This window comes from Streptomyces sp. NPDC034037, from assembly GCF_055575715.1.
In genome coordinates, this window is record NZ_JBVISC010000001.1 from 487,200 (window position 1) to 510,141 (window position 22,942).

The following is a 22,942-nucleotide window of genomic DNA, read 5'->3' on the forward strand; positions in this document are numbered from 1 at the left end:
GCCGCACGCACTGGATGGTCGGTTCGCTCGCGGCGGCCGCCGTCCTCGCGGGCGGCCTCACGGCGGCCGTCGCCACGACGTCCGACCACGGCGCGTCCGACGCCGCCGGCGCGCCGGACAGCGCGTCGGCCGACGCGGGCTTCGCGCGGGACATGGCCGTCCACCACCAGCAGGCCGTCGAGATGTCGTACATCGTGCGGGACCGCACCGACGACGAGGAGGTGCGCCGCCTCGCCTACGACATCGCCCAGACGCAGGCCAACCAGCGCGGCATGCTGCTCGGTTGGCTGGACCTGTGGGAACTGCCGAAGGTGCCGGAACGGGCGCCGATGGAGTGGATGGGCATGGGCGACGCGCCGCCCGGCAAGGACGGGGCGCTGATGCCGGGGATGGCGACGAACACGGAACTGTCCCGGCTGGAGAAGCTGCGGGGCAAGGAGGCGGAGGTCCAGTATCTGCGGCTGATGACGCGGCACCACCGGGGCGGGGTGCACATGGCGAAGGGCTGTGTGAAGCGGTGCGAGGTGCCTGTCGAGCGGCGCCTGGCCCGGGGCATGGTGGAGTCGCAGACGTCGGAGATCACGCTCCTGGCGGACCTGCTGAGGGCACGAGGCGCGAAGCCGCCGGCCGGCTGAGAACTCCGGCCGCCCAAGACGCGGGGGGGGGCATCCGGGCGCTGGGGGTCGTCCGGGGGCCGGGGGTCGTCCGAGGGTCGGGGGTCGTCCGGGGGCCGGGGGTCGTCCGGGGGCCGGGGCGCCGGGGCGGGGGCGGGGGCGCCCCAGGGCGGGGCTTGCTGACCGCTGTTGACGCCTGCGCGCAGGGCCACTGAGCACCAGGAGCGCCAAGACACGAGGTCCCCGCAGCCCGGGCCCGTCCGACCGCTGCCCACGCCCGGGCACAGGGCCGTCGAGGACCCTGAACGCCAAGACACGAAGTCCCCCGCAGCACGGGACCGGCCGACCGCTGCCCGCGCCCCGGACCTGGCCGCCGGGGCCCCTAAAGCTCCGGGTCAGACATCTGTCCCGGCCCCCGGGGCCTCCCACGCTCACGCCAGGCGGGGCAGGTCCCGGGGGTCGAGGCGGCCCTGGAGGGGCTCGCCGGTGAGGTGGCGTTCGACCTCGGCGACCGCGTACGCGCCGAGCCGCCGCACCTCGCTCCCCTGCGCCCCCGCGATGTGCGGGGTGACCAGCACGTTGGGCAGGGCGAGGAGCGCGTGCCCCGGTGGGAGCGGCTCGGGGTCCGTGACGTCCAGGAACGCGTCGAGGCGCCCCGACCCGCACTCCCGCGCCAGCGCCTCCGTGTCGATGAGCGCCCCCCGCGCCGTGTTGATGACGACGCCCCCGTCCGGGATCAGCGCGAGCATGGCCCCGCTCAACATGCCTCGCGTCGAGGGCAGTTGTGGGGCGTGGACCGTGACGATGCTGCTGCGCGCGCACAGTTCGGGCAGCGTCACCGCCTCGACCCCGAGCGCCCGCGCCCCGGCGGGCGTCACGTACGGGTCCGTGAGCAGGATGCGGTACCCCGCGCCGGAGGCCCGTAGCGCCGCGATCACCCGGCGCCCGATGCGGGACGCCCCGATGACGCCGATGGTGCGCGCGTCCGCGCCGGTGCGCTCGGCGAACGACGGTCGCCCGGCCACGTACCCGGCGGCGGTCCGCAGCGCCCCTTTCGCCGCGAACGTGATGGCCGCCAGCGTGAACGCCGCCACAGGGCCCGCGTTGGCGTCCGCCGCCGAGGAGACGGCGATGCCCCGCTCCCACACCGCGTCCGTCACCAGGGGCTTGACCGAGCCCGCCGCGTGGACGACCGCCCGCAGGCGGGGCGCGTGCGCCAGGACCTCGGGGGTCAGCGGCGGGCACTCCCAGCCGGTGACCAGGATCTCCACCCGGGCGAGGACCGCCCGCGCCGCCTCGCCGGTGAGCGCTCCGGACAGGACCTCGGGCTCCAACCGTACGCGGGCCGCCAGCCGTTGCCGCAGATCCGGCGGGAAGACCCGGTCCGCGACCTCGGCGCCCATCGCCAGCGCCACCACCGGTCTGCCGTCGACTCCCGCCGCCCCTTCCGCCCCCTCCGCCTGCTCCGTCACGCGCGACCATCCCTCGTAGTAACCGGTTACCAAGCAGTGCTCGGAGGCTAGGACCAAGCAGTGAATCCGGTCAAGGGACCGCTCGGCAAAGGGGGTTGACCGTGGACAGTAACCGCTTTAGATTCCGGGCACCTTATTCCGACGAGGGAGGGGTTGCCGTGCCGACGGTGACGAAGGACCGGGCGGAATCCGAGGCGGTGATGCCGCCCGACAGGCACGATAATGGGGCAAGAGGCGCGAAATCCGGCCAGGACACACCGCGTAAACGGTTTCAGCGCACCCGCTTCCTGGTGCTGCTCATGGCGCCGGGACTGGCGTACTTCCTGGTCTTCCACTACGGCGCCTTCATCGCCAATGCGGTGGCCTTCAAGGAGTACGTCCCCTTCGACGGCCTGTGGGCCAGCCCCTGGGTCGGCGGCGCGAACTTCGAGCGGATGTTCGGCGACCCGGACTTCTGGCACGCCACCTGGAACACCCTGTTCATCGCCGTGCTCCAGCTCGTCTTCTTCTTCCCCGCGCCGCTCGCCCTCGCCCTGCTCCTGCACAGCCTGACCTCGGACCTGCTGCGCCGCTTCACGCAGTCCGTGATCTATCTGCCGCACTTCCTGTCGTGGGTCGTCGTGGTCGCCCTCTTCCAGCAAGTCCTCGGCGACACCGGCCTGTTGAACACCACGCTCGGCGACGCCGGGCTGCACACCGTCGACATCATCGGCAATCCGGACGCGTACCGGCCGCTCGTCGTGATCGAGGTGGTCTGGAAGGACGCCGGCTGGGGGACGATCATCTTCCTCGCCGCGCTCATGCAGGTCGACGAGCAGCTGTACGAGGCGTCGGCGATCGACGGGGCCGGGCCCTGGCGTCGCTTCTGGCACATCACGCTGCCCGGCATCCGGCCGATCATCGTCCTGCTGCTCATCATGCGGCTCGGCGACATCCTCTCCGTCGGCTTCGAACAGATGCTGCTGCAACGGCAGTCGGTCGGCCCGGAGGTCGGCGAGGTCCTGGACACCTTCGTCTTCTGGCAGGGCATCGTCGGCGGCGACACGGGATACGCGGCGGCCGCCGGTCTCTTCAAGGGCGCCGTGGGCGCGGCGCTCGTCTTCACCGCCAACCGGATCGCCCACCGGCTGGGCGAGCAGGGGGTCTACAAGTGAGTACCGACCAGGTCACCAGGCCCGCCTGGGCGGAGCAGCCGAGGTTCGCGACGAAGGCCGCCAAGGCGGTGGCGCTCGCGATCGTGCTCGGCCTCGTCCTGATCCCCTTCCTCGTCATCGTCTCCACCTCGCTGGCCTCCCACCGCGAGGTCGTGGACAACGGCGGCTGGGTCCTCTGGCCGAGCGATCCGACCCTGGGCGCCTACCGGGCCGTCCTCAGCGGCGGCGTCGTCACCAAGGCGCTCGGCGTGAGTGTCGCCCTCACCGCCGTCGGCACCCTGCTCTCACTGGCCTGCACCACGTTCCTCGCGTACGCCCTCGCCCGCCCCGGGGTCTACGGCGCCCGGCCCGTGCTCCTGCTGATCCTGTTCACCTTTCTCTTCCCGCCCGGCATGATTCCGGCGTTCCTGCTGGTCAACGGCATGGGAATGAGGGACACCTACGCGGCGCTCATCGCGCCCGTACTGATCAACGTCTTCAACCTGATCGTGCTGCGCGGCTTCTTCCAGGGGATACCGGAGGAGTTGTACGAGGCGGCCCGGCTGGACGGGGCGGGCGACTGGCACATCCTGTGGCGGGTGGTGCTGCCGCTCTCCAAGGCGGCCCTCGCCGTGGTGTCCCTCTTCTACGCGGTGAGCTACTGGAACGCCTGGTTCCATGCCTCGATCTACCTGGAGTCGGACCACTGGCCGCTCTCCCAGGTGCTGCGTACGTACGTCATCGGGGGCTCGCAGATCGCCGACACGGGGCTGAGCGAGGCCGGCCAGGTCTCCGCCCCTCAGACGACGCGGACGGCTGTCCTGGTGATCGCCACCGCGCCGATCCTGCTCGTCTACCCCTTCCTCCAGCGGTACTTCACCAAAGGCGTGCTCACCGGCGCCATCAAGAGCTGACCTCTCCCCCGACGCCCCCTCCTGGATCGTTTTCCGACCCGCCGTACAGAAGGGCTCATCCCCGTGTCCGGTTCCTCGATGTCGCGGCGCACCCTGCTCCGCTCCATGGCCGTCGGCGGCGCCGCCCTGGCCGCCCCGTCCGCCCTCACCGCCTGCTCGACCGGCTCCACCGGCGCGGGCGTCTCCAACGCCGGCAAGAAGGCGGTCCCCTGGCCCACCTTCACGCCCGCCCGGGGCCCCGCCCCCGACCTGGCGCCGACCGCCGCCGGCGTGCAGGCCGGCTACACGAAGTACCCCGGGAAACTGGTCCGGGCGGTCGCGGAGAAGCCGGGCACCGGCAAGCAGAAGATCAAGGTCATGACCATCACCTACGGCACCCCGCCGAGGCCGGCCGGCCGGAACGCGTACTGGCGGGCGGTGAACGAGGCGCTGGGCGTGGAGGTCGAGTTCACCGTCGTGCCCGATGCGGACTTCCGCGCCAAGATGGCGACGCTGATGTCGGGCGACGACCTGCCCGACATGATCAACTTCGGGGGCGGGTACGTCCTGCCGCGCGAGTCGCAGTTCGTGCGGTCGCGGTGCGCCGACCTGAGCGAGCACCTGTCGGGCGACGCGGTCGAGGACTACCCGAACCTCGCCGCCATCCCCACGTACGCCTGGGAGGGCATGGGCCGCATCGCCGGGCGCATCTACGGACTGCCCGTCGAACGCGCCAAGGTGCAGGGCGCGATGTTCATCGACCGCGAGGCCTTCGACCGGGCCGGGTACCGGCCCGGCATGTCCGCCCCCGACTTCCGGGCCATGGCCCACGAGGCCTCGCGGGGCCGGAAGTCGGCCCTCGGCGCGTCCACCGCCAGCTTCTTCGGCTACCTCTACCACGCGATGTGGCACGGGGCGCCCAACCAGTGGCGGATCAAGGACGGCAAGGCCGTCGACATGTACGGGACCGACGCGTTCAAGGCCGCCCTGGAGTACATGGCACGGTTGCGCCGGGACGGCTCGTACAACTCCGACGCCACCTCGGTCTCCCAGGTGGACCTGAAGACGCAGTTCCACAACGGCACCGTCCGCTCGATGACCGACGGCTGGGGCGCCGTGACGTCCAACGCCCAGGCCATCGAGGACCGGTTCACCCTCGACGTCGCCGAGCCCTACGCGGTCGACGGCGTCACCCCCGTCTACCAGCAGAGCCGGGGCTGCTTCGGCTACACCGTCGTCAAAAAGGCCGCCAAGGACCGCATCCGGCTGATGCTGCGCGTACTGAACTGGCTGGCCTCGCCGTTCGGTTCGAAGGAGTACGAGCTGGCGCACTACGGCGTCGAGGGCACCCACTTCAGGTACGACGGGACGGGCGACCCCGTCGCCACCGAACTCGGCCTCGTCGACTCGCGCACCAACCTGCCCTTCCCCTACCTGATGGACGCGCCGCAGCCGCTGTACCTCCCCGGCTTCCCCGACCTCACCGAGCGGCTGCACGCCTGGCAGAAGAAGGTCGTGCCGCTGCTGGCGCCCGACGACCACTGGGGCCTGATGTCGGACACGTACAACCGGCAGTCCGCCACGTTGGACCAGATCATCACCGACGGCGTCACGGCGATCGTCGCCGGCCGCAAGAAGCTCTCCGACTGGGACGGCATCTACAAGAAGTGGCGCGCCCAGGGCGGCGAGCGGTCCGCCGAGGAGTTCTCGAAGGAGTACGAGGCCGCGCACTGAACCGGGGTCCGGGCGCGGGATGATGGGCCCGGGCGCGCGTCGGCGGACGCGGGGTGCGCCGGTGGATGCGGGGTGCGCCGTGGGCGCCGGGTGTGCCGGTGGACGCCGGGTGGGTGTGAGGCGAGGGAGAGACAGTGGGGGATCGGGTCACCATCCGTGATGTGGCCGCGCGGGCGGGGGTGTCGGTGGCGACCGTCTCGCGGGTCCTCGCGGGCAACTACCCGACGTCGACGGCATCACGCGCCAAGGTGCTGCGGGCGGTCAAGGACCTCGACTACGTCGCCAACGCGCACGCGCGCGCGTTGGCGGGCGCCGGGCGCAAGACGATCGCGGTGCTGATGCTGGACGTGGTCGGCGCGTTCTACGCGCAGGTCGCGCAGGGCGTGGAGATGGAGGCGGCCCAGCACGGCCGCCTCACCCTGGTCGCCTCCACCGGCAGCGACCCCGCGCGCGAGCTGGCGCTGGTCCAGATGATGCGGGAGCAGGCCGCGGAGGCCGTGGTGCTGGTGGGCGGGGTCACGCAGGACGACGAGTACCGGCAGCGGATGGCCCGCTACGCGCAGGTCCTCGCGGCGGCGGGCTCCCGGCTCGTCCTGTGCGGGCGGCCGGCGCCGGCGCCCGACGTGCCCGCGCTGGTCGTCGAGTACGACAACGAGGCCGGCGCCCATGCCGTGACCAGCCACCTCCTGGGCGCCGGACACCGGCGGATCGCGCTGCTCGGCTACCAGCCGGGGAACACCACCGGCGAGGCGCGCCTCGCCGGCTACCTCCGGGCGCTCGCCGACCACGGGGTGCCGCGCGACGAAACGCTGCTCCACGGCGTCGGGTTCGGGCGCAACCACGGCTACCGGGCGATGCGGGAGCTGCTGGCGGCGGCGGACGGGAAACCGGACTTCACGGCGGTCTTCGCCGGGGACGACCGGGCCGCGGCGGCGGCGGTCGTCGCGTTGCGGGAGTACGGGCTGGACGTCCCCCGGGACATGTCGGTCGTCGGCTACAACGACGACCCCGTGGCCGCGGACATCACGCCCGGTCTGACGACGGTCCACATCCCCGCGGAGGAAATGGGCCGCACGGCGGTCCGCCGCGCCCTCGCGGGGGATCTCCCTCGCACGGCGCAGGAACGTCACCTCCTAGGCACGCATATCGTCGTCCGCGACAGCGTCAGGGGGGTTCGGGGCGGGTAGGGGGCGGTGACGCCCCCCTCCAGGCCGCCGCTTCGCGGCGATGTCTCCCACCCACCCGTTTACCCCGCGTCGGGCGGGAGCCGCAGGGGCGGCCGGTAGTCGGTGGGGGCCGGGTGGGTGCCGCCCGACGGGCACCGAGTAACGGGCCCCGCCCGGCGGGCACCGAGTAACGGGCAGGCGAGCGGGGACAGGCCGGAACGGCCCCCACCGACCACCGCGTCCGCAGAGGTCCCCCTACAGCACCCGGCCTACGCCGAGCAACGGGCGGGTGGGTGGGAAACACCCGCCGCGAAGCGGCGGCACAGAACACCCCCACCCGGCCAACGGGGAACAGGAACGTCGCCCCTACAGCACCCGGCCTACACCGAGCAACGGGCGGGTGGGTGGGAAACGTCCGCCGCGAAGCGGCGGGACAAAGGGACCGCCACCCGGCAAACAGGGAACAGGAACGTCGCCCCTACGGCTCCCGGCCTACGCCGGGCAACGGGCGGGCGGGTGGGAGACATCCGCCGCGAAGCGGCGGGACAGAACGGCCGCCAGGAAAGCGGCGAGCCGGCGCCCCGAGGGGCCCCAGGCCCCTCGGAAAGCCCCCGCTACCTCCGCGCCCCCGCGAGAACCGCCTCCGCCACACCCCCCGGCAGATCCCGCATCACCAGATGCCCGGAGGGCCACGCCAGCCGAAACCCCCCACCAAGGCCCCCGGCCAGCCCCCGCTGGCGCCCGACCCACTCCCCCGAACCCCCCGCCCAAGCGGCCAGCACCGTCACAGGCGCCCCGCCGGGCAACGGCGCGGCCCGCCGCAGCTCCGCCAGCTCCACCGCGACGTCGCCGTAGGTCACGTACTCCATGAGCATCGCCCGCCACACCCGCCCCGCCCCGTAGAGGCCGGCCCACGGCGTGGGCGCCACCAGCCCGCGCAGCCCGGGTCCCACCGCCCGCGGCACCCCCGCCCCGCACAGCACCGCCCCGCCCACCCGCGCGAGCGCCACCCGCAGCCGGCGCGGCACCCGCACCCGGGGCCGCTCCTCGACGCTGGAGTCGACGAGGACGAGGCCCGCCGTGCGCCGCGGATACAGCCGTGCGAACGCCTCCGCGTGGAATCCGGCGAGCGAGTGCCCGACCACCGTGACCCGCTCCCCGCCGAGGCCGACCCCCTCCAGCACCCGCGACATCCGTTCCGCCTCCCCGCGCAACGTGGGCGCCACGCGCGCGTGCCCGCTCAGCCCGAGTCCGGGCCGGTCGAAGCGGACGACGGTCCGGTGCGGCGCCAGCAGCGGCACCACCGGGTCCCAGTCGAACCAGCCGAGTCCGAGCCCGGCGCTCAGCACGCACACCGGGCCGCTGCCCGTCACCTCGACGTGCAGCGGCACTCCGTCGACGCGTACGAAGGTCATCCCCGTCGGGCGGCCGATGCCGCGGCGGCGGCGAGGGACCATGCGAGGACGGCGATCCAGACCGCGATGAACAGCACCTGGAGCCGCTGCCCGCCCCCGAGCCCCCAGGTCCCGTGCCCCGACTCGAACGCGGCGACGGACGCCAGCGTCCACCCGGTGGCGGCCAGTTCGAGGACGAGAAGGACGGGCCCGCTCCGCGCGAGGGCGGGCCATACGGCGGGCTCGCGCCGCGCGACGACGGTGAGCAGCACCATGCCCGCCAGCGCCCCGGCGACGGCCAGGCCGCTGCTGACGGTGTGCGCGGTATGCGTCCAGGGGACGTCGCCCGCCGCCTGCCGCGCGAGGCACCCGGCGTCGACGGTGGGCGCGCAGCTCAGCGGCAGCCGTGAGTCGACCGCCGTGGCCGCCCCGAACAGGGCGATCCCGGTCCAGCCCGCCGCGGCCCGCCCCCGGCACCGCAGCCACCCCAGCGCGCTCAGCGCCCCGGCGAGGACGAGGAGCCCGGCCAGCAGGTCGAAGGAGCGGAAGAACGTCCCGTACGGCTGGTCGGTGGCGGCGAGTTCACTGACGTACGTCCGAAGGGGCGAGAGGCGGGTGGGCAGGAGCGTCTCCACCGTCCAGGTGGTGTAGAGGAGCGCGCCGAGCAGCAGCAGCGCCGAGCAGGCGGCATGGGCGACGGCGGGTCGCCGGGGGCCGTCGTGCGGCGGCCCGGTCCGCTGCGGGGGCATGCGGGCGGCCGCGGTGGTGGAGGGGGAGTTCGCGGGGCTCATGTCAGGCCGCCGATCGTGCGGGCAGGCGTCGAGGGCGGGATCCGCGCGGCGGGTGGTGGGACGGTGCTGCCCGGTTCCGGCGGGGAGTCGACACGGCGACCGACCCCGATACACCCCGTTTCGTCCGTAATCGTCATGCGCTCATGATCGACGCAGGGCCGGGAGCCCGCACGTCGTCGGACACCCGGCCGGGGGCAGGGCCCACCTCGTGGCGAGGACACCCCACGAGGACAGCCCACCAGGACAGCCCACGAGTCAGCCCACGGGGGCGACCTCGGGCCGCCAGGCATCGCGTCGCTCTGACGATTACACTGGGCGCGTGCCTCAACTACGTCTCGCCCTGAACCAGATCGACTCGACCGTCGGCGATCTCGCCGGGAACGCCGAGGCGATCGTCCGCTGGACCCGGCACTCCGCCGAGCAAGGGGCGCATCTCGTCGCGTTCCCCGAGATGGCGCTGACCGGGTACCCCGTCGAGGACCTCGCCCTGCGCTCGTCCTTCGTCCAGGCCTCGCGGGACGCGCTGCACGCGCTCGCCGCCCGGCTGCGCGACGAGGGATTCGGGGAGCTGCCGGTCGTCGTCGGCTACCTCGACCGCACCGAGGAGGCCAAGCCGCGCTACGGCCAGCCCGCCGGCGCGCCGCGCAACGCCGCCGCCGTGCTGCACCGCGGCGAGGTCGTGCTGACCTTCTCCAAGCACCACCTGCCCAACTACGGCGTCTTCGACGAGTTCCGCTACTTCGTGCCGGGCGAGACGCTGCCGGTCGTACGCGTGCACGGCGTCGACGTCGCCCTCGCCATCTGCGAGGACCTCTGGCAGGACGGCGGCCGCGTGCCGGCCGCCCGCAGCGCCGGGGCCGGCCTGCTGCTGTCCATCAACGCCTCGCCGTACGAGCAGAACAAGGACGACCAGCGGCTCGAACTGGTCCGCAAGCGCGCCCAGGAGGCCGGCTGCACCACCGCCTACCTCGCGATGATCGGCGGGCAGGACGAGCTGGTCTTCGACGGGGACTCGATCGTCGTCGACAAGAACGGCGAAGTCATCGCGCGGGCGCCGCAGTTCGCGGAGGGCTGCGTGGTCCTCGACCTCGACCTGCCCGCCGCCGCGCCCGCCGCGCCGTCCGGCGTCGTGGACGACGGGCTGCGCGTCGAGCACGTCACGGTCTCCGAGGAGCCGGTGCCCGCGTACGAGGCGGAACTCACCGGTGGGTACGCCGAGCGGCTCGACGACGACGAGGAGGTGTACTCGGCGCTGGTCGTGGGCCTGCGCGCGTACGCCGCGAAGAACGGCTTCAGCAGCGTCCTGATCGGGCTCTCCGGCGGCATCGACTCGGCGATCACCGCCGCCATCGCCTGCGACGCGCTGGGCGCCCGGAACGTGTACGGCGTCGCCATGCCGTCCCGCTACTCCTCCGACCACTCCATCGCCGACGCGGAGGAATTGGCGCGGCGCACCGGGCTCAACTTCCGTACCGTGCCGATCGCGCCGATGTTCGACGCGTACATGGGTTCGCTCGGGCTGACCGGGCTCGCCGAGGAGAACCTCCAGTCGCGGCTGCGCGGCACGATGCTGATGGCGCTCTCCAACCAGGAGGGGCACATCGTGCTCGCGCCGGGCAACAAGTCCGAGCTCGCGGTGGGCTACTCCACGCTCTACGGCGACTCCGTCGGCGCCTATGGCCCCATCAAGGACGTGTACAAGACGTCGATCTTCCGGCTCGCCCGGTGGCGCAACCGGGCGGCGCTGGAGCGGGGGCAGACGCCGCCGATCCCGGAGAACTCCATCAGCAAGCCGCCGAGCGCGGAGCTGCGGCCCGACCAGGTCGACACGGACTCGCTCCCCGACTATCCCGTCCTCGACGGGATCCTGGAGCTGTACATCGACCGGGACCAGGGGGCCGACGCGATCGTGGCCGCCGGCTTCGACCGGGAGTTGGTCACGAAGACGCTGCGGATGGTGGATACGGCGGAGTACAAGCGGCGGCAGTACCCGCCGGGTACGAAGATCTCCGCGAAGGGGTTCGGCAAGGATCGCCGGCTCCCCATCACCAACCGCTGGCGCGAAACCGCCTCCGGCTGAGGCAAGCGGCCCCCCTCTCTCCTTCAGCGGCCGCTGCCACCTACCCGCCCGCTTCCCCCTCGGCCGCACCCCCGCCCGCCCACGGGTTCACCGGAACCGAGCCCCCGCAACGAACCGCCCACCCGGCCCCGGGGTCGGGCGCCCCCACGGACTGTCCGCCGCTTCGCGGCGATGTCTCCCGCCCACCCACCCGTTTACCCCGCATCGCGCGGAACCGTAGGAGCGCATGCCGAGCAACGGACGGCCAGCCGCCCGCCCGGTTGCCCCGCGTGGGCCCTCGCCGTAGGGACAGCCCTGCCGCTTCGCGGCAGATGTTCCCCACCCACCCGCCCGTTTGCCCGGGGACGGGCCCCTTGCCGTAGGAGCATCCGCCCGCCCTCCCGATTGCGCCGCGTCGAGTCCTTGCCGTGGGAGCGGGGGCCGCCTCTGCTCCTACGGGACCTCCCGATACGGGGTAAACGGGTGGGTGGGTGGGAGAAACCCCCGCCGCCGCGAAGGCGGCGGACCAGGGGATGACGCCGGGCAAACGGGCGGGTGGGCGGGAAACATCCGCCGCAAAGCGGCGGGCCAGGGGATGACGCCGGCAATCGGGCGGGTGGGCGGGAGACAACCGCCGCGAAGCGGCGGGCCAGGGGTGATCCCGGGCAACGGGCGAGTGGGCGGGGAAGATCCGCTGCGTCAGCGGCGGGCCAGGGCAGGACGCCGGGCAACGGGTGGGTGGGAGAGATCCGCCGCGTCAGCGGTGGGGCAGGGGGTGACGCCGGGCAACGGGCGGGTGGGTGGGAGACAACCGCCGCGCAGCGGCGGGACAGAGATGCCCCCGGCCAGGCGGCGGCCCCAGACAAACCGGCGGGAGAGGTCCCCTGCGGCAGCCGAAGGCCCCGCGCACACGAGCCCGCGAGGCGCCCACCACGGGACAGGAGACGCCCCGGGGTACACACGCGCCTGACGCCCGCTACGACACAGGGACGCCCCTAACCGAGAGGCCGGCCCCGCAGACGCGAGGTCAGTGGGAGGACCGCTCCCGGCGCCGCACGGCGCCGGAGGCGACGATCCGCTCCGGCCCCGCCACCGGCCGCCGCCGGTCCACCACATACGCCACCCCCGCCACCACGACCCCCAGAACGGCAAGCACCGCCCCGGCCCCCGCCGGAGACGTCACCCCGAACCCCGCCGCGAGGGCGAGCCCCCCGACCCAGGCCCCACCCGCGTTGGCGAGGTTGAACGCCGCCTGATTGGCGGAGGAGGCCAGCGACGGAGCCGCCGACGCCTTCTCCATGACCATCAGCTGCAACGGCGACCCCGTGGTGAACGCCGCCATGCCGAGCAGCGCGACCCCCAGCGCCGCGCTCCAGCCGGCGCTCATGAGGAGCGGGAAGAGGGCGAGGACGACGGCCAGCGCGATGAGCCCGCCGAAGAGGGTGCCGCGCAGGGAGTGGTCCGCGAGGCGGCCGCCGAGGAGGTTGCCGGCGGTGGCGCCGACGCCGAACAGCGCCAGGAGCACCGTGACGCTGGACTCGGCGTACCCGGCGGCGTCCGTGAGCATCGGCGTGATGTAGCTGTACGCCGCGAAGAGCGCGCCGAAGCCCGCGACGGTCGTACCGAGTGCCAGCCATACCGGCCCGCCGCGCAGCGCCCGCAGCTCGCCGCGCAGGCCGACCGCGTCGCCGTGGCCGTGGTCGGCGGGGACGAGCAGGGCGAGCGCGGCGATGGCGGCGAGGCCGATCGCGCTGACGGCGAGGAAGGTGGCGCGCCAGCCGAGCTGCTGGCCCATGGCGGTGGCGACCGGCACGCCGACGATGTTGGCGACGGTCAGTCCGAGGAACATCAGCGAGACGGAGCGGGCCTTGCGCTCGGGCGCGACGAGCCCGGTGGCGACGACCGCGCCGACGCCGAAGAAGGCGCCGTGCGGCAGGCCGCTGAGGAAGCGGGCGGCCAGCAGGGAGGTGTTGCCGGGGGCGACGGCGGAGAGCGCGTTGCCGATGACGAAGAGCACCATGAGGCCGATGAGGACGCGCCGGCGCGGCAGTTTCGCCGTGAGGGCGGCGAGCAGCGGGGCGCCGATGACGACGCCCAGCGCGTACGCGGAGACGAGGTGTCCGGCGGCGGGGATGGATATGTGCAGGTCGTCGGCGACGTCGGGCAGCAGGCCCATCATGACGAACTCGGTCGTGCCGATGCCGAAGGCGCCCACGGCGAGGGCGAGCAGGGCCAGGGGCATGAAGAGGTACCTTCCACGGAAGCGGGGGGTGCGGGCGAGGGGAATCCGTAAGTTTACTTCCGGAACAAACTCCCCCGCACCCCGTATTCCGTGGCGTGAGGCATCCCGCGGTGCGAGGCGACGACCGTACGGCCGACGGCACCGGAATCCGAGGGCGTCAGGAGGAGAGATCCACCCGCGCCGCGATCGGCAGGTGGTCGCTGCTCGTCTCCGGCAGCGTCCAGGAGGAGACCGGCTCGACGCCCTTGACCATGATCTGGTCGATCCGCGCCATCGGGAACGACGCGGGCCAGCTGAAGCCGAAGCCGTTGCCCGCCGCGCCCTGCGTGGAGCGCATCTGGGAGGTGACCGCGTTCAGCGCGCGGTCGTTCATCGTGCCGTTGAGGTCGCCGAGCAGGACGACCTTGCCGATCGGCTCGTCGGCGATGGCCTCGCCGAGCGCGTCGGCGCTGTTGTCGCGCTGGTTGGCCGTGAAGCCCGCGTCGAGCTTGACGCGGACGGACGGCAGGTGGGCCACGTAGACGGCGACGTCGCCCTTGGGGGTGTTGACCGTCGAACGCATCGCGCGGGTCCAGCCCAGCTTGATGTCGACGGGGCCGGTGCCGGAGAGCGGGTACTTGCTCCACAGCCCGACGGTGCCCTCCACCGCGTGGTACTTGTACTGGCCCGCCAGCGCCTTCTCGTACGTGGGGACGGCGTCCGCCGTCAGTTCCTCCAGGGCGATCACGTCGGCGCCGGACGCGGCGACGTCGCGGGCGGTGCCGGTCGGGTCGGCGTTGTCCGCGTTGACGTTGTGCGTGGCGACGGTGAGGTCGCCGCCGGTGCCCGACTTGTCGCCGAGCAGGCCGCCGAACGAGTTGATCCAGATGATCAGCGGCAGGAGCAGGGCGATCAGCGCGGTCGCGGACTTGCGGACCACGCCGACGACGGCCAGCACGGGGATGAGGACGCCGAGCCACGGCAGGAACGTCTCGATCAGGCTGCCGAGGTTGCCGATGTCGTTCGGGATCTGCGCGTGGAAGAGCATCACCAGCGCGATGAGGACCGCGGCGCCCGCGGTGACGAGCCCGCGCCGCCAGATGTCCGGGTCGCCCCGCCAGCCGTCGAGCAGACGTCGGAACCGGGACCCCGGACGCTCGGGCTCCGAGCCGCCGCTGCCCGTCTCCGTCATATACGTCTGCGCCATACTCTCGTCGCCTCACTGCCTGCCGTGCACACCGTCGGTCCGCCCCTGAAACCCTAGGGGATGATCGGTGTCTTCCCTGCCGTCCGCGACGGCCGTACAGGCACTGGGACGATCAGGGCGGCGTGGCGGGTTCCTGAACAGCGGCCGGTAACGCCGGCTGTGACGAAACGCGCATATGCGCACGGTTCCGCGACCGGAGCGTCACCCGGCGTTGCGATTGCCGGCTCAGGCCGCCGGGCGCAGGCCCTCCAGCGCGGTGTCCACGATCCGCTCCGCGAGGTCGTCGTCGAGCGTCGCCTCGGGCCGCATGACCGTGCGCAGCAGCATCGGCCCGACGAGCAGGTCGTTGGCCATCTCGATGTCGACGTCCGCGCGCAGCTCGCCGTCCGCGACCCCCCGCCGCAGCACGTCGCAGGTGGCGCGGCGGCGGGGGTCGACGACCGTGCGGTGGTAGGCGTCCCACAGCTTGGGCAGCGCCTTCATCTGCGCGAAGACGTTGTGCAGCAGGGCCGAGGACCGCATGGAGAGGCCGCGCCTGCGCAGGCCCTCCAGGAGGCAGACGAGGTCGTCGCGCATCGAGGTGCCGGGCAGCGCCGGGTCGGGCTCCTCGAAGACGCGCAGGACATCCACGAAGAGGGCCTCCTTGCCGTCCCAGCGCCGGTAGATGGTGGCCTTGCCGACGCCCGCGGTCCTGGCGATCCGCTCGATGGACAGCTCCGCGAGCGGTACGCCGTCCTCCAGGAGCCGCACCACGCCCTCGATGATCGCCTGTTCCACGGCCTCGCTCCGGGGGCGCCCCGGACCGCCGCCCTTGCCCTTGGCGATGTAGACCACTTCTTCTCCGTATCTGTGACGCGCCGGCTGCCGGGCCGATTCTCCCTCAGTGCCCCGAGGCGCCCACCGCCTCGGTCTCCTTCTCCCGCGGTCCGGGCGCCGCGGGCAGCCGGCCCGGCAGGAACAGGAAGACGACGACGGTGCCGATCGCGGCGACGCCCGCGCCCCACAGCGCCGTGATGTGCATGGCGTGCAGGAACGAGTCGTTGGCCGCGGTCACCAGCGGCTCGCCCCGGGGGCCGAGCTTCGCGGCGAAGCCCAGGGTGGCCTCGATGGACTCACCGGCGGTGTGCCGGGCGCCCTCGGGCAGCAGGGTCAGCTTGTCCTCGACGCCGTTGCGGTACGCGGTGGACAGCACCGAACCGAGGACCGCGATGCCCAGGGCGCCGCCGACCTGCCGGAAGGTGTTGCTGAGCGCGGAGGCGGAACCGGCCTTCTCGCGCGGCAGGGCCTGCATGATCACGACGCTGGTGGGCGTCATGATGTGCGCCATGCCGGTGCCCATCAGGAAGAAGATGACCTCCAGGATCCAGATCGGCGTATCGGCGTCGAGGATCGTGAAGGACGCCAGCGTGGCCATCACCAGGAGCAGGCCGCCGGTGCACACGGCCCGGACGCCGAAGCGGTCGACGACCAGGCGGGCGCGCGGCGCGAAGATGAGCTGGGCGACGGCCAGCGGCAGCATCAGCAGGCCGGTCTGCAGCGGGGAGTAGCCCCGCACGCTCTGGGTGTAGAAGACGGAGAAGAAGGTCACACCCATCAGCGCGAAGAAGACGAGCGCGATGGCGCTGATCGCCGCCGAGAAGACACGGTTCTTGAAATACGAGATGTCGACGGACGGGTGGTCGCACCGCTTCTCGTAGAGCACGAAGGCGACGAGGACGGCGAGGCCCGCGAGGGAGGTGCCGAGGACGGCGGGGTCGGTGAAGTCGGCGAGCTGGCCGCCCTTGATGATGCCGTAGACGAGCAGGACCAGGCCGACGACGGAGAGCGCGACGCCGACGAGGTCGACGCGTCCCGGCTTGGGGTCGCGCGAGTCCGGCACCAGCCACACCATGAGGGCGACCGCGACGAGCACGATCGGCACGTTGATGAGGAAGACCGAGCCCCACCAGAAGTGGTCGAGCAGCACACCGCCGGTGATCGGGCCGATCGCGATGGCGAGGCCGACACCGCCCGCCCAGATGCCGATCGCCTTGGGCTGCTCATCGCGCTCGAAGACGTTCATCAGGACGGCGAGGGTCGCGGGCATCACGAAGGCCGCGCCGAGGCCCATCACCGCGCGGAACGCGATGAGTTGGACGGGTGAGCCGGACTCGGCGGCGAGCGCCGATCCGATGCCGAACACGACGAGCCCCGCGAGCAGGACCTTCTTGCGGCCGAGCCGGTCGCCGAGCAGTCCTGCGGTGAAGAGCAGGCCGGCGAAGACGAGGGTGTAGGAGTTTATCGCCCACTCCAACTCGCCCTGGGTCGCGCCGAGGCCGGTCGGTTCCGGAGTGGAGATCGTCTTGATGGCGACGTTCAGGATCGAGTTGTCGAGTACGACGATCAGCAGGCTCAGCATCAGCACGCCGAGGATCGCCCAGCGGCGCCGGTGCACGGCCTCGGGTATCCGGGGCGGCGTCGGCGCGGGTGCGGCAGGGGTCGAAGGAGATGACATGGGATCCAGCCTAAACCCATTTCAATACGAGACCGTCTCGTATTGGAAGGTCTTTACCGAGGCATGCCCGAGGCGCGTCCGAGGCGCGTCCGAGGTGCGCCGCCCGTCCGTTGTGGGGGCCCACTAGCCTCCGGGCGGTGTCCGGTGCCACCATGGGAGTGATCCGGGGACGCCGTCAGGGCGCCTCGAGATGACAGAAGGAGCCGTTGCGATGACGCAGCTTTCGGCTGCCCACAAGAGCGCCGACGCCCAGCGAGGCCCCGACAGCAGCAAGGCGCTGTACGGCGGCAAGGGCACGCGACGCATCACTGTGCGGGACATCAGCGCCGCCAAGGAGCGCGGCGAGAAGTGGCCCATGCTCACCGCCTACGACGCGATGACCGCCTCCGTCTTCGACGAGGCGGGCATCCCCGTCATGCTCGTCGGCGACTCGGCGGGCAACTGCCACCTCGGGTACGAGACCACCGTGCCCGTCACCCTCGACGAGATGACCATGCTGTCGGCCGCGGTCGTACGGGGCACCTCGCGCGCCCTGATCGTCGGCGACCTGCCGTTCGGCTCGTACCAGGAGGGCCCCGTGCAGGCGCTCCGCTCGGCGACCCGGCTGGTGAAGGAGGCGGGCGTCGGCGCGGTCAAGCTGGAGGGCGGCGAGCGGTCGTTGGCCCAGACCGAACTCCTCGTCCAGTCCGGCATCCCCGTCATGTCCCACCTCGGGCTGACGCCGCAGTCCGTGAACACCATGGGCTACCGCGTACAGGGCCGGGGCGAGGAAGCGGCGCACCGGCTGGTGCGGGACGCCAAGGCGGCGCAGGACGCGGGCGCGTTCGCCGTCGTCCTCGAACTGGTCCCCGCGGAGCTGGCCGCGGAGGTCACCCGCTCCCTGCACATCCCGACCGTCGGCATCGGAGCGGGGGCCGCGTGCGACGCGCAGGTCCTCGTCTGGACGGACATGCTCGGCCTCACCGGCGGCAAGATGCCGCGCTTCGTCAAGCAGTACGCGGACCTGCGGGGCGTCATGACCGACGCGGCCAAGGCGTTCGCGGAGGACGTGGTGGGCGCGGCGTTCCCCTCGGAGGAGCATGCGGTGCATTAGCCGTGCGGCGCGGGTGTCGTGCGGCGCGTATGCCGTGCGGCGCGTATGCCGTGCGGCGCGTATGCCGTGCGGCGCTTTGGCTGACTGAACGGTGCCTGGCCTTGCCGCCGGGGCCGGGCCAGCGTGGTGCCAGGGCGGACCGCCGATCTTCCCCCGTCGGCGGCCCGCCCTTCCTCGCCCCTGGGCGGCGAGGCTTCCCCGGTCACCCGGTCGCCGTTCCTCACCCTGAGCGGTGGGCCTGCCCCCAGCGCCGGAGCGGTCCGCTGCCCCCTCCCCCCCTCCCCCCCGGTCGGCCGTCCGCCCCAGTTGGCCTCCCGCCCCAGGTGCTGGGTCGCGGTCCACTGAGCCCCCCCCCGTCGGCCGTCCGACACCCCTCCGCCCCTGGGTGGTCGCCCTATCCCGCCGCTTCGCGGCGGATGTTCTCCCACCCACCCACCCGTTTACCCCGCACAGAGCGGAACCGTAGGACCTCCGCCGCGAAGCGGCGGGCCAGGAGACGACGCGGGGTAACGGGTGGGTGGGTGGGAGACATCCGCCGCGAAGCGGCGGGCCAGGAGATGACGCGGGGTAACGGGTGGGTGGGTGGGAGGCATCCGCCGCGGAGCGGCGGGGTAGGGGATTACGCCGGGCCACGGGTGGGTGGGTGGGAGGCATCCGCCGCGGAGCGGTGGGGCAGGGGATTACGCCGGGCAACGGGCGAGGCAGGGCCCGGCGGAGAGGGAAGGCCCTGTCGGCTGGATGTCGGTGGTTTGTCGGTGGGGCATGACACCGTCTGGGCCATGACACGAATCGACAAGAACCCCGACGGCGCAGGGAGCGCGGTCACCGTAAGGGGACTGGTCAAGCACTACGGCGAGACCAAGGCACTGAACGGCGTGGACCTGGACGTCCGCGAGGGCACCGTCCTCGGCGTACTCGGCCCGAACGGCGCCGGCAAGACCACCCTCGTCCGCTGCCTGTCCACCCTGGTCACCCCGGACGCCGGCACCGCCCACGTCGCCGGTTACGACGTGGTCCGCCAGCCCCGCCAGCTCCGCCGCGTGATCGGCCTCACCGGCCAGTACGCCTCGGTGGACGAGAAGCTCTCGGGCCGCGAGAACCTGTACATGATCGGGCGCCTGCTGGACCTGTCCCGCAAGGAGGCGCGGTCCCGGGCCGACGGCCTGCTGGAGCGGTTCTCCCTCACGGAGGCCGCCAAGCGCCCGGCGAGCACGTACTCCGGCGGTATGCGCCGCCGGCTCGACCTGGCCGCCTCGATGATCGGCAGTCCCGCCGTCCTGTACCTGGACGAGCCGACGACGGGCCTCGACCCCCGCACGCGCAACGAGGTGTGGTCCGAGGTCAAGCGGATGGTCGCCGACGGCGTCACCGTGCTGCTCACCACGCAGTACATGGAGGAGGCCGAGCAGTTGGCCTCGCGGCTGACGGTCATCGACCGCGGCGAGGTGATCGCCAACGGCGGCATCGACGAGCTGAAGGCGAAGGTCGGCGGCCGCACCCTGCGCGTCCGCCCGGCGGACCCGCAGGAGCTGCGCCCGTTGGCCGACGCCCTGGACGACCTGGGCCTGACCGGCCTCGCCACGTCCACGGTGGACGTCGAGTCCGGCGCGGTCCTGGTGCCGATCCTCAGCGACGAGCAGCTGACCGCCGTGGTCCACGCGGTCACCGCGCGCGGCATCACGATCGGCTCGATAGCCACCGAACTGCCCAGCCTGGACGAGGTGTTCCTCTCCATCACCGGCCAGAAGGCCAGCGCCCCGCAGGACGCCCGCCCCGAACTCGAGGAGGTTGCCGTATGAGCACCACCACTCTCGCGCCGCCCCTCACCAAGGGCCAGACGGCGGACGACGCCCGCATCGGCCTGCGCGGCCACGTCCGTCACACCGGCGCGCTGGTCCGCCGCAATCTGCTGTGGATCCGCCAGGACCCCGAGTCGATGTTCGACGCGGTGCTGATGCCGATCATCTTCACGCTGCTGTTCGTGTATGTCTTCGGCGGTTCCATCGGGCAGGCGCTCGGCGGCGGCCAAGACCAGTACGTGCAGTACGTGGTGCCGGGCATGATGGCGATGATGAGCATGAACATCGCCATGGCCGTCGGCACCGGCTTCAACCAGGACTTCCAGAACGGCATCATGGACCGTTTCCGCACCCTGCCGATCGGCCAGGGCTCGGTGCTCTTCGCCAAGATCGTGGTGGAGCTGATGCGGCTGCTCATCGCGACGACGATCATGATGATCGTCGGTGTCCTGGTGGGCTTCGACATCACGAACTGGGGCGGCCTGTTCGCCGCCGTGGGGCTGTCCGCGCTCTTCGGCACGGCCATCATGTGGATCTTCCTGGTCCTCGGCGTCTCGATGAAGAGCGCCCAGTCCGTGCAGGCGATGGGCTTTCTGGTCCTGATGCCGCTGCAGTTCGGCTCGTCGATCTTCGCGCCGACCGGGTCCATGCCGGGCTGGCTGCAGGCGTTCACCGACTACAACCCGCTGTCCTCGCTCGCGGACTCCGCGCGCGGCCTGATGATCGGCGGCCCCGTGGCGCACGACGTGTGGGTCACGGTCGGCTGGTCGGCGGCGCTCACGCTGGTGATGGCACCGATCGCGATCCACAAGTTCCGCACCAAGCACTGACCGCCAGGCTCCCCCGGAAAGACCGAGGTTCATACGGCGCACAGGGCGGCGGCCTCATCGAGCATGAGCCCGCCGCCCTCGGCGTACGCGGCCCGGGCTCTCCACAGGGCCATGGGCCCAGCTTCGCCGGAGCACCGTGGTGGGTGCGAGGCGCTTTCGGTGGGGGACCGATATCGTCGCCACGCGCCGTGCGTCCGTGCGGTCCGAGGACTTCGGGAGTTCCACCTCATGACCACCGCCCCTCTCCGCGGCAGTGACCGGCGGATCAGTCCCGTCTTTCTCGGGATCGCCGCCGTCGCCGCGGTCTCCGGCTGGGCCGCCTGGACCGGTTTCGGGACGTCCCCCGGGCCGGCCGTGTTCCTCTTCGTGACGGCCGCCTGGATCGTCTCGCTGTGCCTGCACGAGTACGCCCACGCGCGTACGGCGCTGCACGGCGGGGACATCTCGGTCGGCGCGAAGGGCTATCTGACGCTGAACCCGTTGAAGTACACGCACGCCCTGCTGAGCATCGTGCTGCCGGTGCTGTTCGTGATCGCGGGCGGCATCGGGCTGCCGGGCGGCGCGGTCTTCATCGAGCGGGGCCGGATCCGGGGCCGCCTGCGGCACAGCCTGATCTCGGCGGCGGGCCCGCTGACGAACGTACTGTTCGCGCTGGTCTGCACGGCGCCGTTCTGGCTGCACGCCCTGGACGGCGTGCCCGCCGTGTTCCGCTACGCGCTCGCCTTCCTCGCCCTGCTCCAGGTGACGGCGGCGATCCTGAACTTCCTGCCCGTCCCCGGCCTGGACGGCTACGGCGTGCTCGAGCCCTGGCTCTCGCCCGCGTTCCGCCGCCAGGTGGAGCCGTTCGCGCCGTTCGGGCTCCTCGCGGTCTTCGCCGTGCTGTGGCTCCCGCAGGCCAACGAGGCCTTCTTCGACGCGGTCCACGCGCTCCTGCGCGGCCTCGGCGTCAGCGAGCGGGACACCTACTGGGGCCGGGACCTGTACCGCTTCTGGGCCGGCTCGCAGGAGGTGCCGCGGGCCCTCAGCTCGTAGGCGCGGCCGCGTCCCGCCGCAGCTTGGCCCGCCGCAGGTAGAACCACGCCATGTTCGACGCGAGGCCCGCGAGCAGCACCCACACGACGCCGAGCCAGCTGCCCCGCGCGAAGGAGAGCACGGCGGCGGCGACGGCGAGGGCGCAGACCACGAGGGCGTACAGAGCGAGGCGGGGCATGGGGGTCGGCTCCTGTCGGATGCGGCGGGGGACGCCCGGGGGCGTGCGGTCGTACGCGTCCAGTGTCCCCCATGCCCGCCCGCGCCCTATACGTCGGTGACGCGCAGCCCCGCGTGCGCCTTGTAGCGGCGGTTGACGGAGATCAGGTTGGCGACCAGCGACTCCACCTGGTGGGCGTTGCGCAGCCGGCCGGCGAAGACGCCCCGCATGCCGGGGATGCGGGCGGCCAGCGCCTGCACGAGGTCCGTGTCGGCGCGGCTCTCGCCGAGGACCATGACGTCGGTGTCGATCTCCTCGACGTCGGCGTCCTGGAGCAGGACGGCCGACAGGTGGTGGAAGGCGGCGGTGACGCGGGAGTCCGGCAGCAGGGCGGCGGCCTGCTCGGCGGCGCTGCCCTCCTCGGGCTTGAGGGCGTAGGCGCCCTTCTTGTCGAAGCCGAGGGGGTTGACGCAGTCGATGACGAGCTTGCCGCGCAGGTCCTCGCGCAGGGCTTCGAGGGTCTTGCCGTGGCCGTCCCACGGCACGGCGACGATCACGATGTCGCTGCGCCGCGCGCACTCCGCGTTCTCGGCGCCCTCGACGCCGAGGCCCAGCTCGTCGGCGGCGGCCCGGGCGCGCTCCGCCGCACGGGAGCCGATGATCACCTTCTGTCCGGCGCGGGCCAGGCGGTAGGCCAGGCCCCGCCCCTGGTCGCCGGTGCCGCCGAGGACACCGACGACGAGCCCCGACACGTCGGGCAGCTCCCAGGGGTCCTTGGCCGGGGCCTTGGCGGGGGCGTTCTGAGCACGGTCTGCGGCACTGTCTGTAGAGGTCATGGGGTGACCTTACTCAG

The 22,942-nt window shown here is 72.5% G+C and carries 19 protein-coding genes; 10 read left to right on the forward strand and 9 right to left on the reverse strand.

The features are described 5' to 3' along the window. Window positions 1–14: 14 nt before the first annotated feature. Entirely contained in the window at window positions 15–635 is a 621-nt protein-coding gene (locus tag ACZ516_RS02260) for a DUF305 domain-containing protein (protein WP_361081894.1), read from the forward strand. Window positions 636–1,045: 410 nt separating this feature from the next. Here the strand turns inward: ACZ516_RS02260 and ACZ516_RS02265 are convergent, their stop codons facing one another. Continuing rightward, window positions 1,046–2,017 carry a hydroxyacid dehydrogenase gene (locus ACZ516_RS02265; RefSeq protein WP_469008698.1) on the reverse strand — a complete coding sequence of 324 codons (972 nt, stop codon included), beginning with the start codon at window positions 2,015–2,017 and terminating at the stop codon, window positions 1,046–1,048. A gap of 368 nt (window positions 2,018–2,385) precedes the next feature. On the opposite strand from ACZ516_RS02265, the gene ACZ516_RS02270 reads away from it, so the two are divergent. The 4 genes from ACZ516_RS02270 (at window position 2,386) to ACZ516_RS02285 (ending at window position 7,033) form a co-directional block, all read left to right on the forward strand. Further along, window positions 2,386–3,240: an ABC transporter permease gene (locus ACZ516_RS02270; protein WP_361081865.1), complete on the forward strand. Its 855-nt coding sequence runs from the start codon at window positions 2,386–2,388 to the stop codon at window positions 3,238–3,240. Beyond that, window positions 3,237–4,133, forward strand: a complete 897-nt coding sequence (locus ACZ516_RS02275) for a carbohydrate ABC transporter permease (protein WP_469008094.1) — start codon at window positions 3,237–3,239, stop codon at window positions 4,131–4,133. Before ACZ516_RS02270 ends, ACZ516_RS02275 begins: the two co-directional genes overlap by 4 nt. Before the next feature lie 78 nt (window positions 4,134–4,211). Beyond that, entirely contained in the window at window positions 4,212–5,846 is a 1,635-nt protein-coding gene (locus tag ACZ516_RS02280; RefSeq protein WP_469008096.1) for an extracellular solute-binding protein, read from the forward strand. Window positions 5,847–5,980: 134 nt separating this feature from the next. Beyond that, window positions 5,981–7,033 carry a LacI family DNA-binding transcriptional regulator gene (locus ACZ516_RS02285; protein ID WP_358590285.1) on the forward strand — a complete coding sequence of 351 codons (1,053 nt, stop codon included), beginning with the start codon at window positions 5,981–5,983 and terminating at the stop codon, window positions 7,031–7,033. Window positions 7,034–7,626: 593 nt separating this feature from the next. On the opposite strand, the gene ACZ516_RS02290 is transcribed toward ACZ516_RS02285, so the two are convergent. Together ACZ516_RS02290 and ACZ516_RS02295 are read right to left on the reverse strand one after the other, a co-directional pair. Then, window positions 7,627–8,427, reverse strand: a complete 801-nt coding sequence (locus ACZ516_RS02290) for an alpha/beta fold hydrolase (RefSeq protein WP_469008097.1) — start codon at window positions 8,425–8,427, stop codon at window positions 7,627–7,629. Then, complete coding sequence (locus ACZ516_RS02295) at window positions 8,424–9,197, reverse strand: DUF998 domain-containing protein (protein WP_361081873.1); 774 nt, start codon at window positions 9,195–9,197, stop codon at window positions 8,424–8,426. The genes ACZ516_RS02290 and ACZ516_RS02295 overlap by 4 nt, the downstream gene beginning before the upstream one ends. Before the next feature lie 319 nt (window positions 9,198–9,516). Here ACZ516_RS02295 and ACZ516_RS02300 point away from each other — a divergent pair, with 319 nt between their 5' ends. Next, window positions 9,517–11,277, forward strand: a complete 1,761-nt coding sequence (locus ACZ516_RS02300; protein WP_361081875.1) for an NAD+ synthase — start codon at window positions 9,517–9,519, stop codon at window positions 11,275–11,277. Between the two features lie 1,006 nt (window positions 11,278–12,283). Here ACZ516_RS02300 and ACZ516_RS02305 read toward each other — a convergent pair. From ACZ516_RS02305 to ACZ516_RS02320, 4 genes are all read right to left on the reverse strand, one after another. After that, complete coding sequence (locus ACZ516_RS02305) at window positions 12,284–13,498, reverse strand: MFS transporter (protein WP_469008099.1); 1,215 nt, start codon at window positions 13,496–13,498, stop codon at window positions 12,284–12,286. A 157-nt stretch (window positions 13,499–13,655) separates the two neighbouring features. Then, window positions 13,656–14,684, reverse strand: a complete 1,029-nt coding sequence (locus ACZ516_RS02310; RefSeq protein WP_361088507.1) for an endonuclease/exonuclease/phosphatase family protein — start codon at window positions 14,682–14,684, stop codon at window positions 13,656–13,658. A gap of 225 nt (window positions 14,685–14,909) precedes the next feature. Then, a complete protein-coding gene (locus tag ACZ516_RS02315; RefSeq protein ID WP_469008101.1) occupies window positions 14,910–15,518 on the reverse strand; it encodes a TetR/AcrR family transcriptional regulator in 609 nt (202 codons plus the stop codon). Window positions 15,519–15,564: 46 nt separating this feature from the next. Next, entirely contained in the window at window positions 15,565–17,178 is a 1,614-nt protein-coding gene (locus ACZ516_RS02320; protein WP_469008102.1) for an MFS transporter, read from the reverse strand. Between the two features lie 211 nt (window positions 17,179–17,389). Between ACZ516_RS02320 and panB the strand changes: the two genes are divergently transcribed. The 4 genes from panB (at window position 17,390) to ACZ516_RS02340 (ending at window position 21,932) form a co-directional block, all read left to right on the forward strand. After that, window positions 17,390–18,271, forward strand: a complete 882-nt coding sequence (gene panB / locus ACZ516_RS02325) for a 3-methyl-2-oxobutanoate hydroxymethyltransferase (RefSeq protein ID WP_358590112.1) — start codon at window positions 17,390–17,392, stop codon at window positions 18,269–18,271. 779 nt (window positions 18,272–19,050) lie between these two features. After that, complete coding sequence (locus tag ACZ516_RS02330) at window positions 19,051–20,070, forward strand: ATP-binding cassette domain-containing protein (protein WP_361080646.1); 1,020 nt, start codon at window positions 19,051–19,053, stop codon at window positions 20,068–20,070. Beyond that, a complete protein-coding gene (locus ACZ516_RS02335; protein WP_361080648.1) occupies window positions 20,067–20,900 on the forward strand; it encodes an ABC transporter permease in 834 nt (277 codons plus the stop codon). The genes ACZ516_RS02330 and ACZ516_RS02335 overlap by 4 nt, the downstream gene beginning before the upstream one ends. Window positions 20,901–21,128: 228 nt before the next feature. Next, a complete protein-coding gene (locus tag ACZ516_RS02340; RefSeq protein ID WP_469008104.1) occupies window positions 21,129–21,932 on the forward strand; it encodes a site-2 protease family protein in 804 nt (267 codons plus the stop codon). Here the strand turns inward: ACZ516_RS02340 and ACZ516_RS02345 are convergent. Together ACZ516_RS02345 and npdG are read right to left on the reverse strand one after the other, a co-directional pair. After that, window positions 21,922–22,110, reverse strand: coding sequence for a hypothetical protein (locus tag ACZ516_RS02345; protein ID WP_358589677.1), 189 nt, complete (start codon window positions 22,108–22,110; stop codon window positions 21,922–21,924). The genes ACZ516_RS02340 and ACZ516_RS02345 overlap by 11 nt on opposite strands. Before the next feature lie 86 nt (window positions 22,111–22,196). Next, window positions 22,197–22,925 (reverse strand): NADPH-dependent F420 reductase, encoded by a 729-nt coding sequence (gene npdG / locus ACZ516_RS02350; protein WP_358913208.1) that lies wholly within the window; start codon window positions 22,923–22,925, stop codon window positions 22,197–22,199. Window positions 22,926–22,942 lie beyond the last annotated feature (17 nt).

Coding starts and splice junctions, on each gene's coding strand:
- npdG (WP_358913208.1), bottom strand. CDS start 22,925: ATGACCTCTACAGACAGTGCCGCAGACCGTGCTCAGAACGCCCCCGCC.
- ACZ516_RS02280 (WP_469008096.1), top strand. CDS start 4,212: ATGTCGCGGCGCACCCTGCTCCGCTCCATGGCCGTCGGCGGCGCCGCC.
- ACZ516_RS02320 (WP_469008102.1), bottom strand. CDS start 17,178: ATGTCATCTCCTTCGACCCCTGCCGCACCCGCGCCGACGCCGCCCCGG.
- ACZ516_RS02270 (WP_361081865.1), top strand. CDS start 2,386: ATGGCGCCGGGACTGGCGTACTTCCTGGTCTTCCACTACGGCGCCTTC.
- ACZ516_RS02335 (WP_361080648.1), top strand. CDS start 20,067: ATGAGCACCACCACTCTCGCGCCGCCCCTCACCAAGGGCCAGACGGCG.
- ACZ516_RS02310 (WP_361088507.1), bottom strand. CDS start 14,684: ATGGCGCAGACGTATATGACGGAGACGGGCAGCGGCGGCTCGGAGCCC.
- panB (WP_358590112.1), top strand. CDS start 17,390: ATGACGCAGCTTTCGGCTGCCCACAAGAGCGCCGACGCCCAGCGAGGC.
- ACZ516_RS02260 (WP_361081894.1), top strand. CDS start 15: ATGGTCGGTTCGCTCGCGGCGGCCGCCGTCCTCGCGGGCGGCCTCACG.
- ACZ516_RS02345 (WP_358589677.1), bottom strand. CDS start 22,110: ATGCCCCGCCTCGCTCTGTACGCCCTCGTGGTCTGCGCCCTCGCCGTC.
- ACZ516_RS02290 (WP_469008097.1), bottom strand. CDS start 8,427: ATGACCTTCGTACGCGTCGACGGAGTGCCGCTGCACGTCGAGGTGACG.
- ACZ516_RS02340 (WP_469008104.1), top strand. CDS start 21,129: ATGACCACCGCCCCTCTCCGCGGCAGTGACCGGCGGATCAGTCCCGTC.
- ACZ516_RS02330 (WP_361080646.1), top strand. CDS start 19,051: ATGACACGAATCGACAAGAACCCCGACGGCGCAGGGAGCGCGGTCACC.
- ACZ516_RS02305 (WP_469008099.1), bottom strand. CDS start 13,498: ATGCCCCTGGCCCTGCTCGCCCTCGCCGTGGGCGCCTTCGGCATCGGC.
- ACZ516_RS02295 (WP_361081873.1), bottom strand. CDS start 9,197: ATGAGCCCCGCGAACTCCCCCTCCACCACCGCGGCCGCCCGCATGCCC.
- ACZ516_RS02265 (WP_469008698.1), bottom strand. CDS start 2,017: ATGGGCGCCGAGGTCGCGGACCGGGTCTTCCCGCCGGATCTGCGGCAA.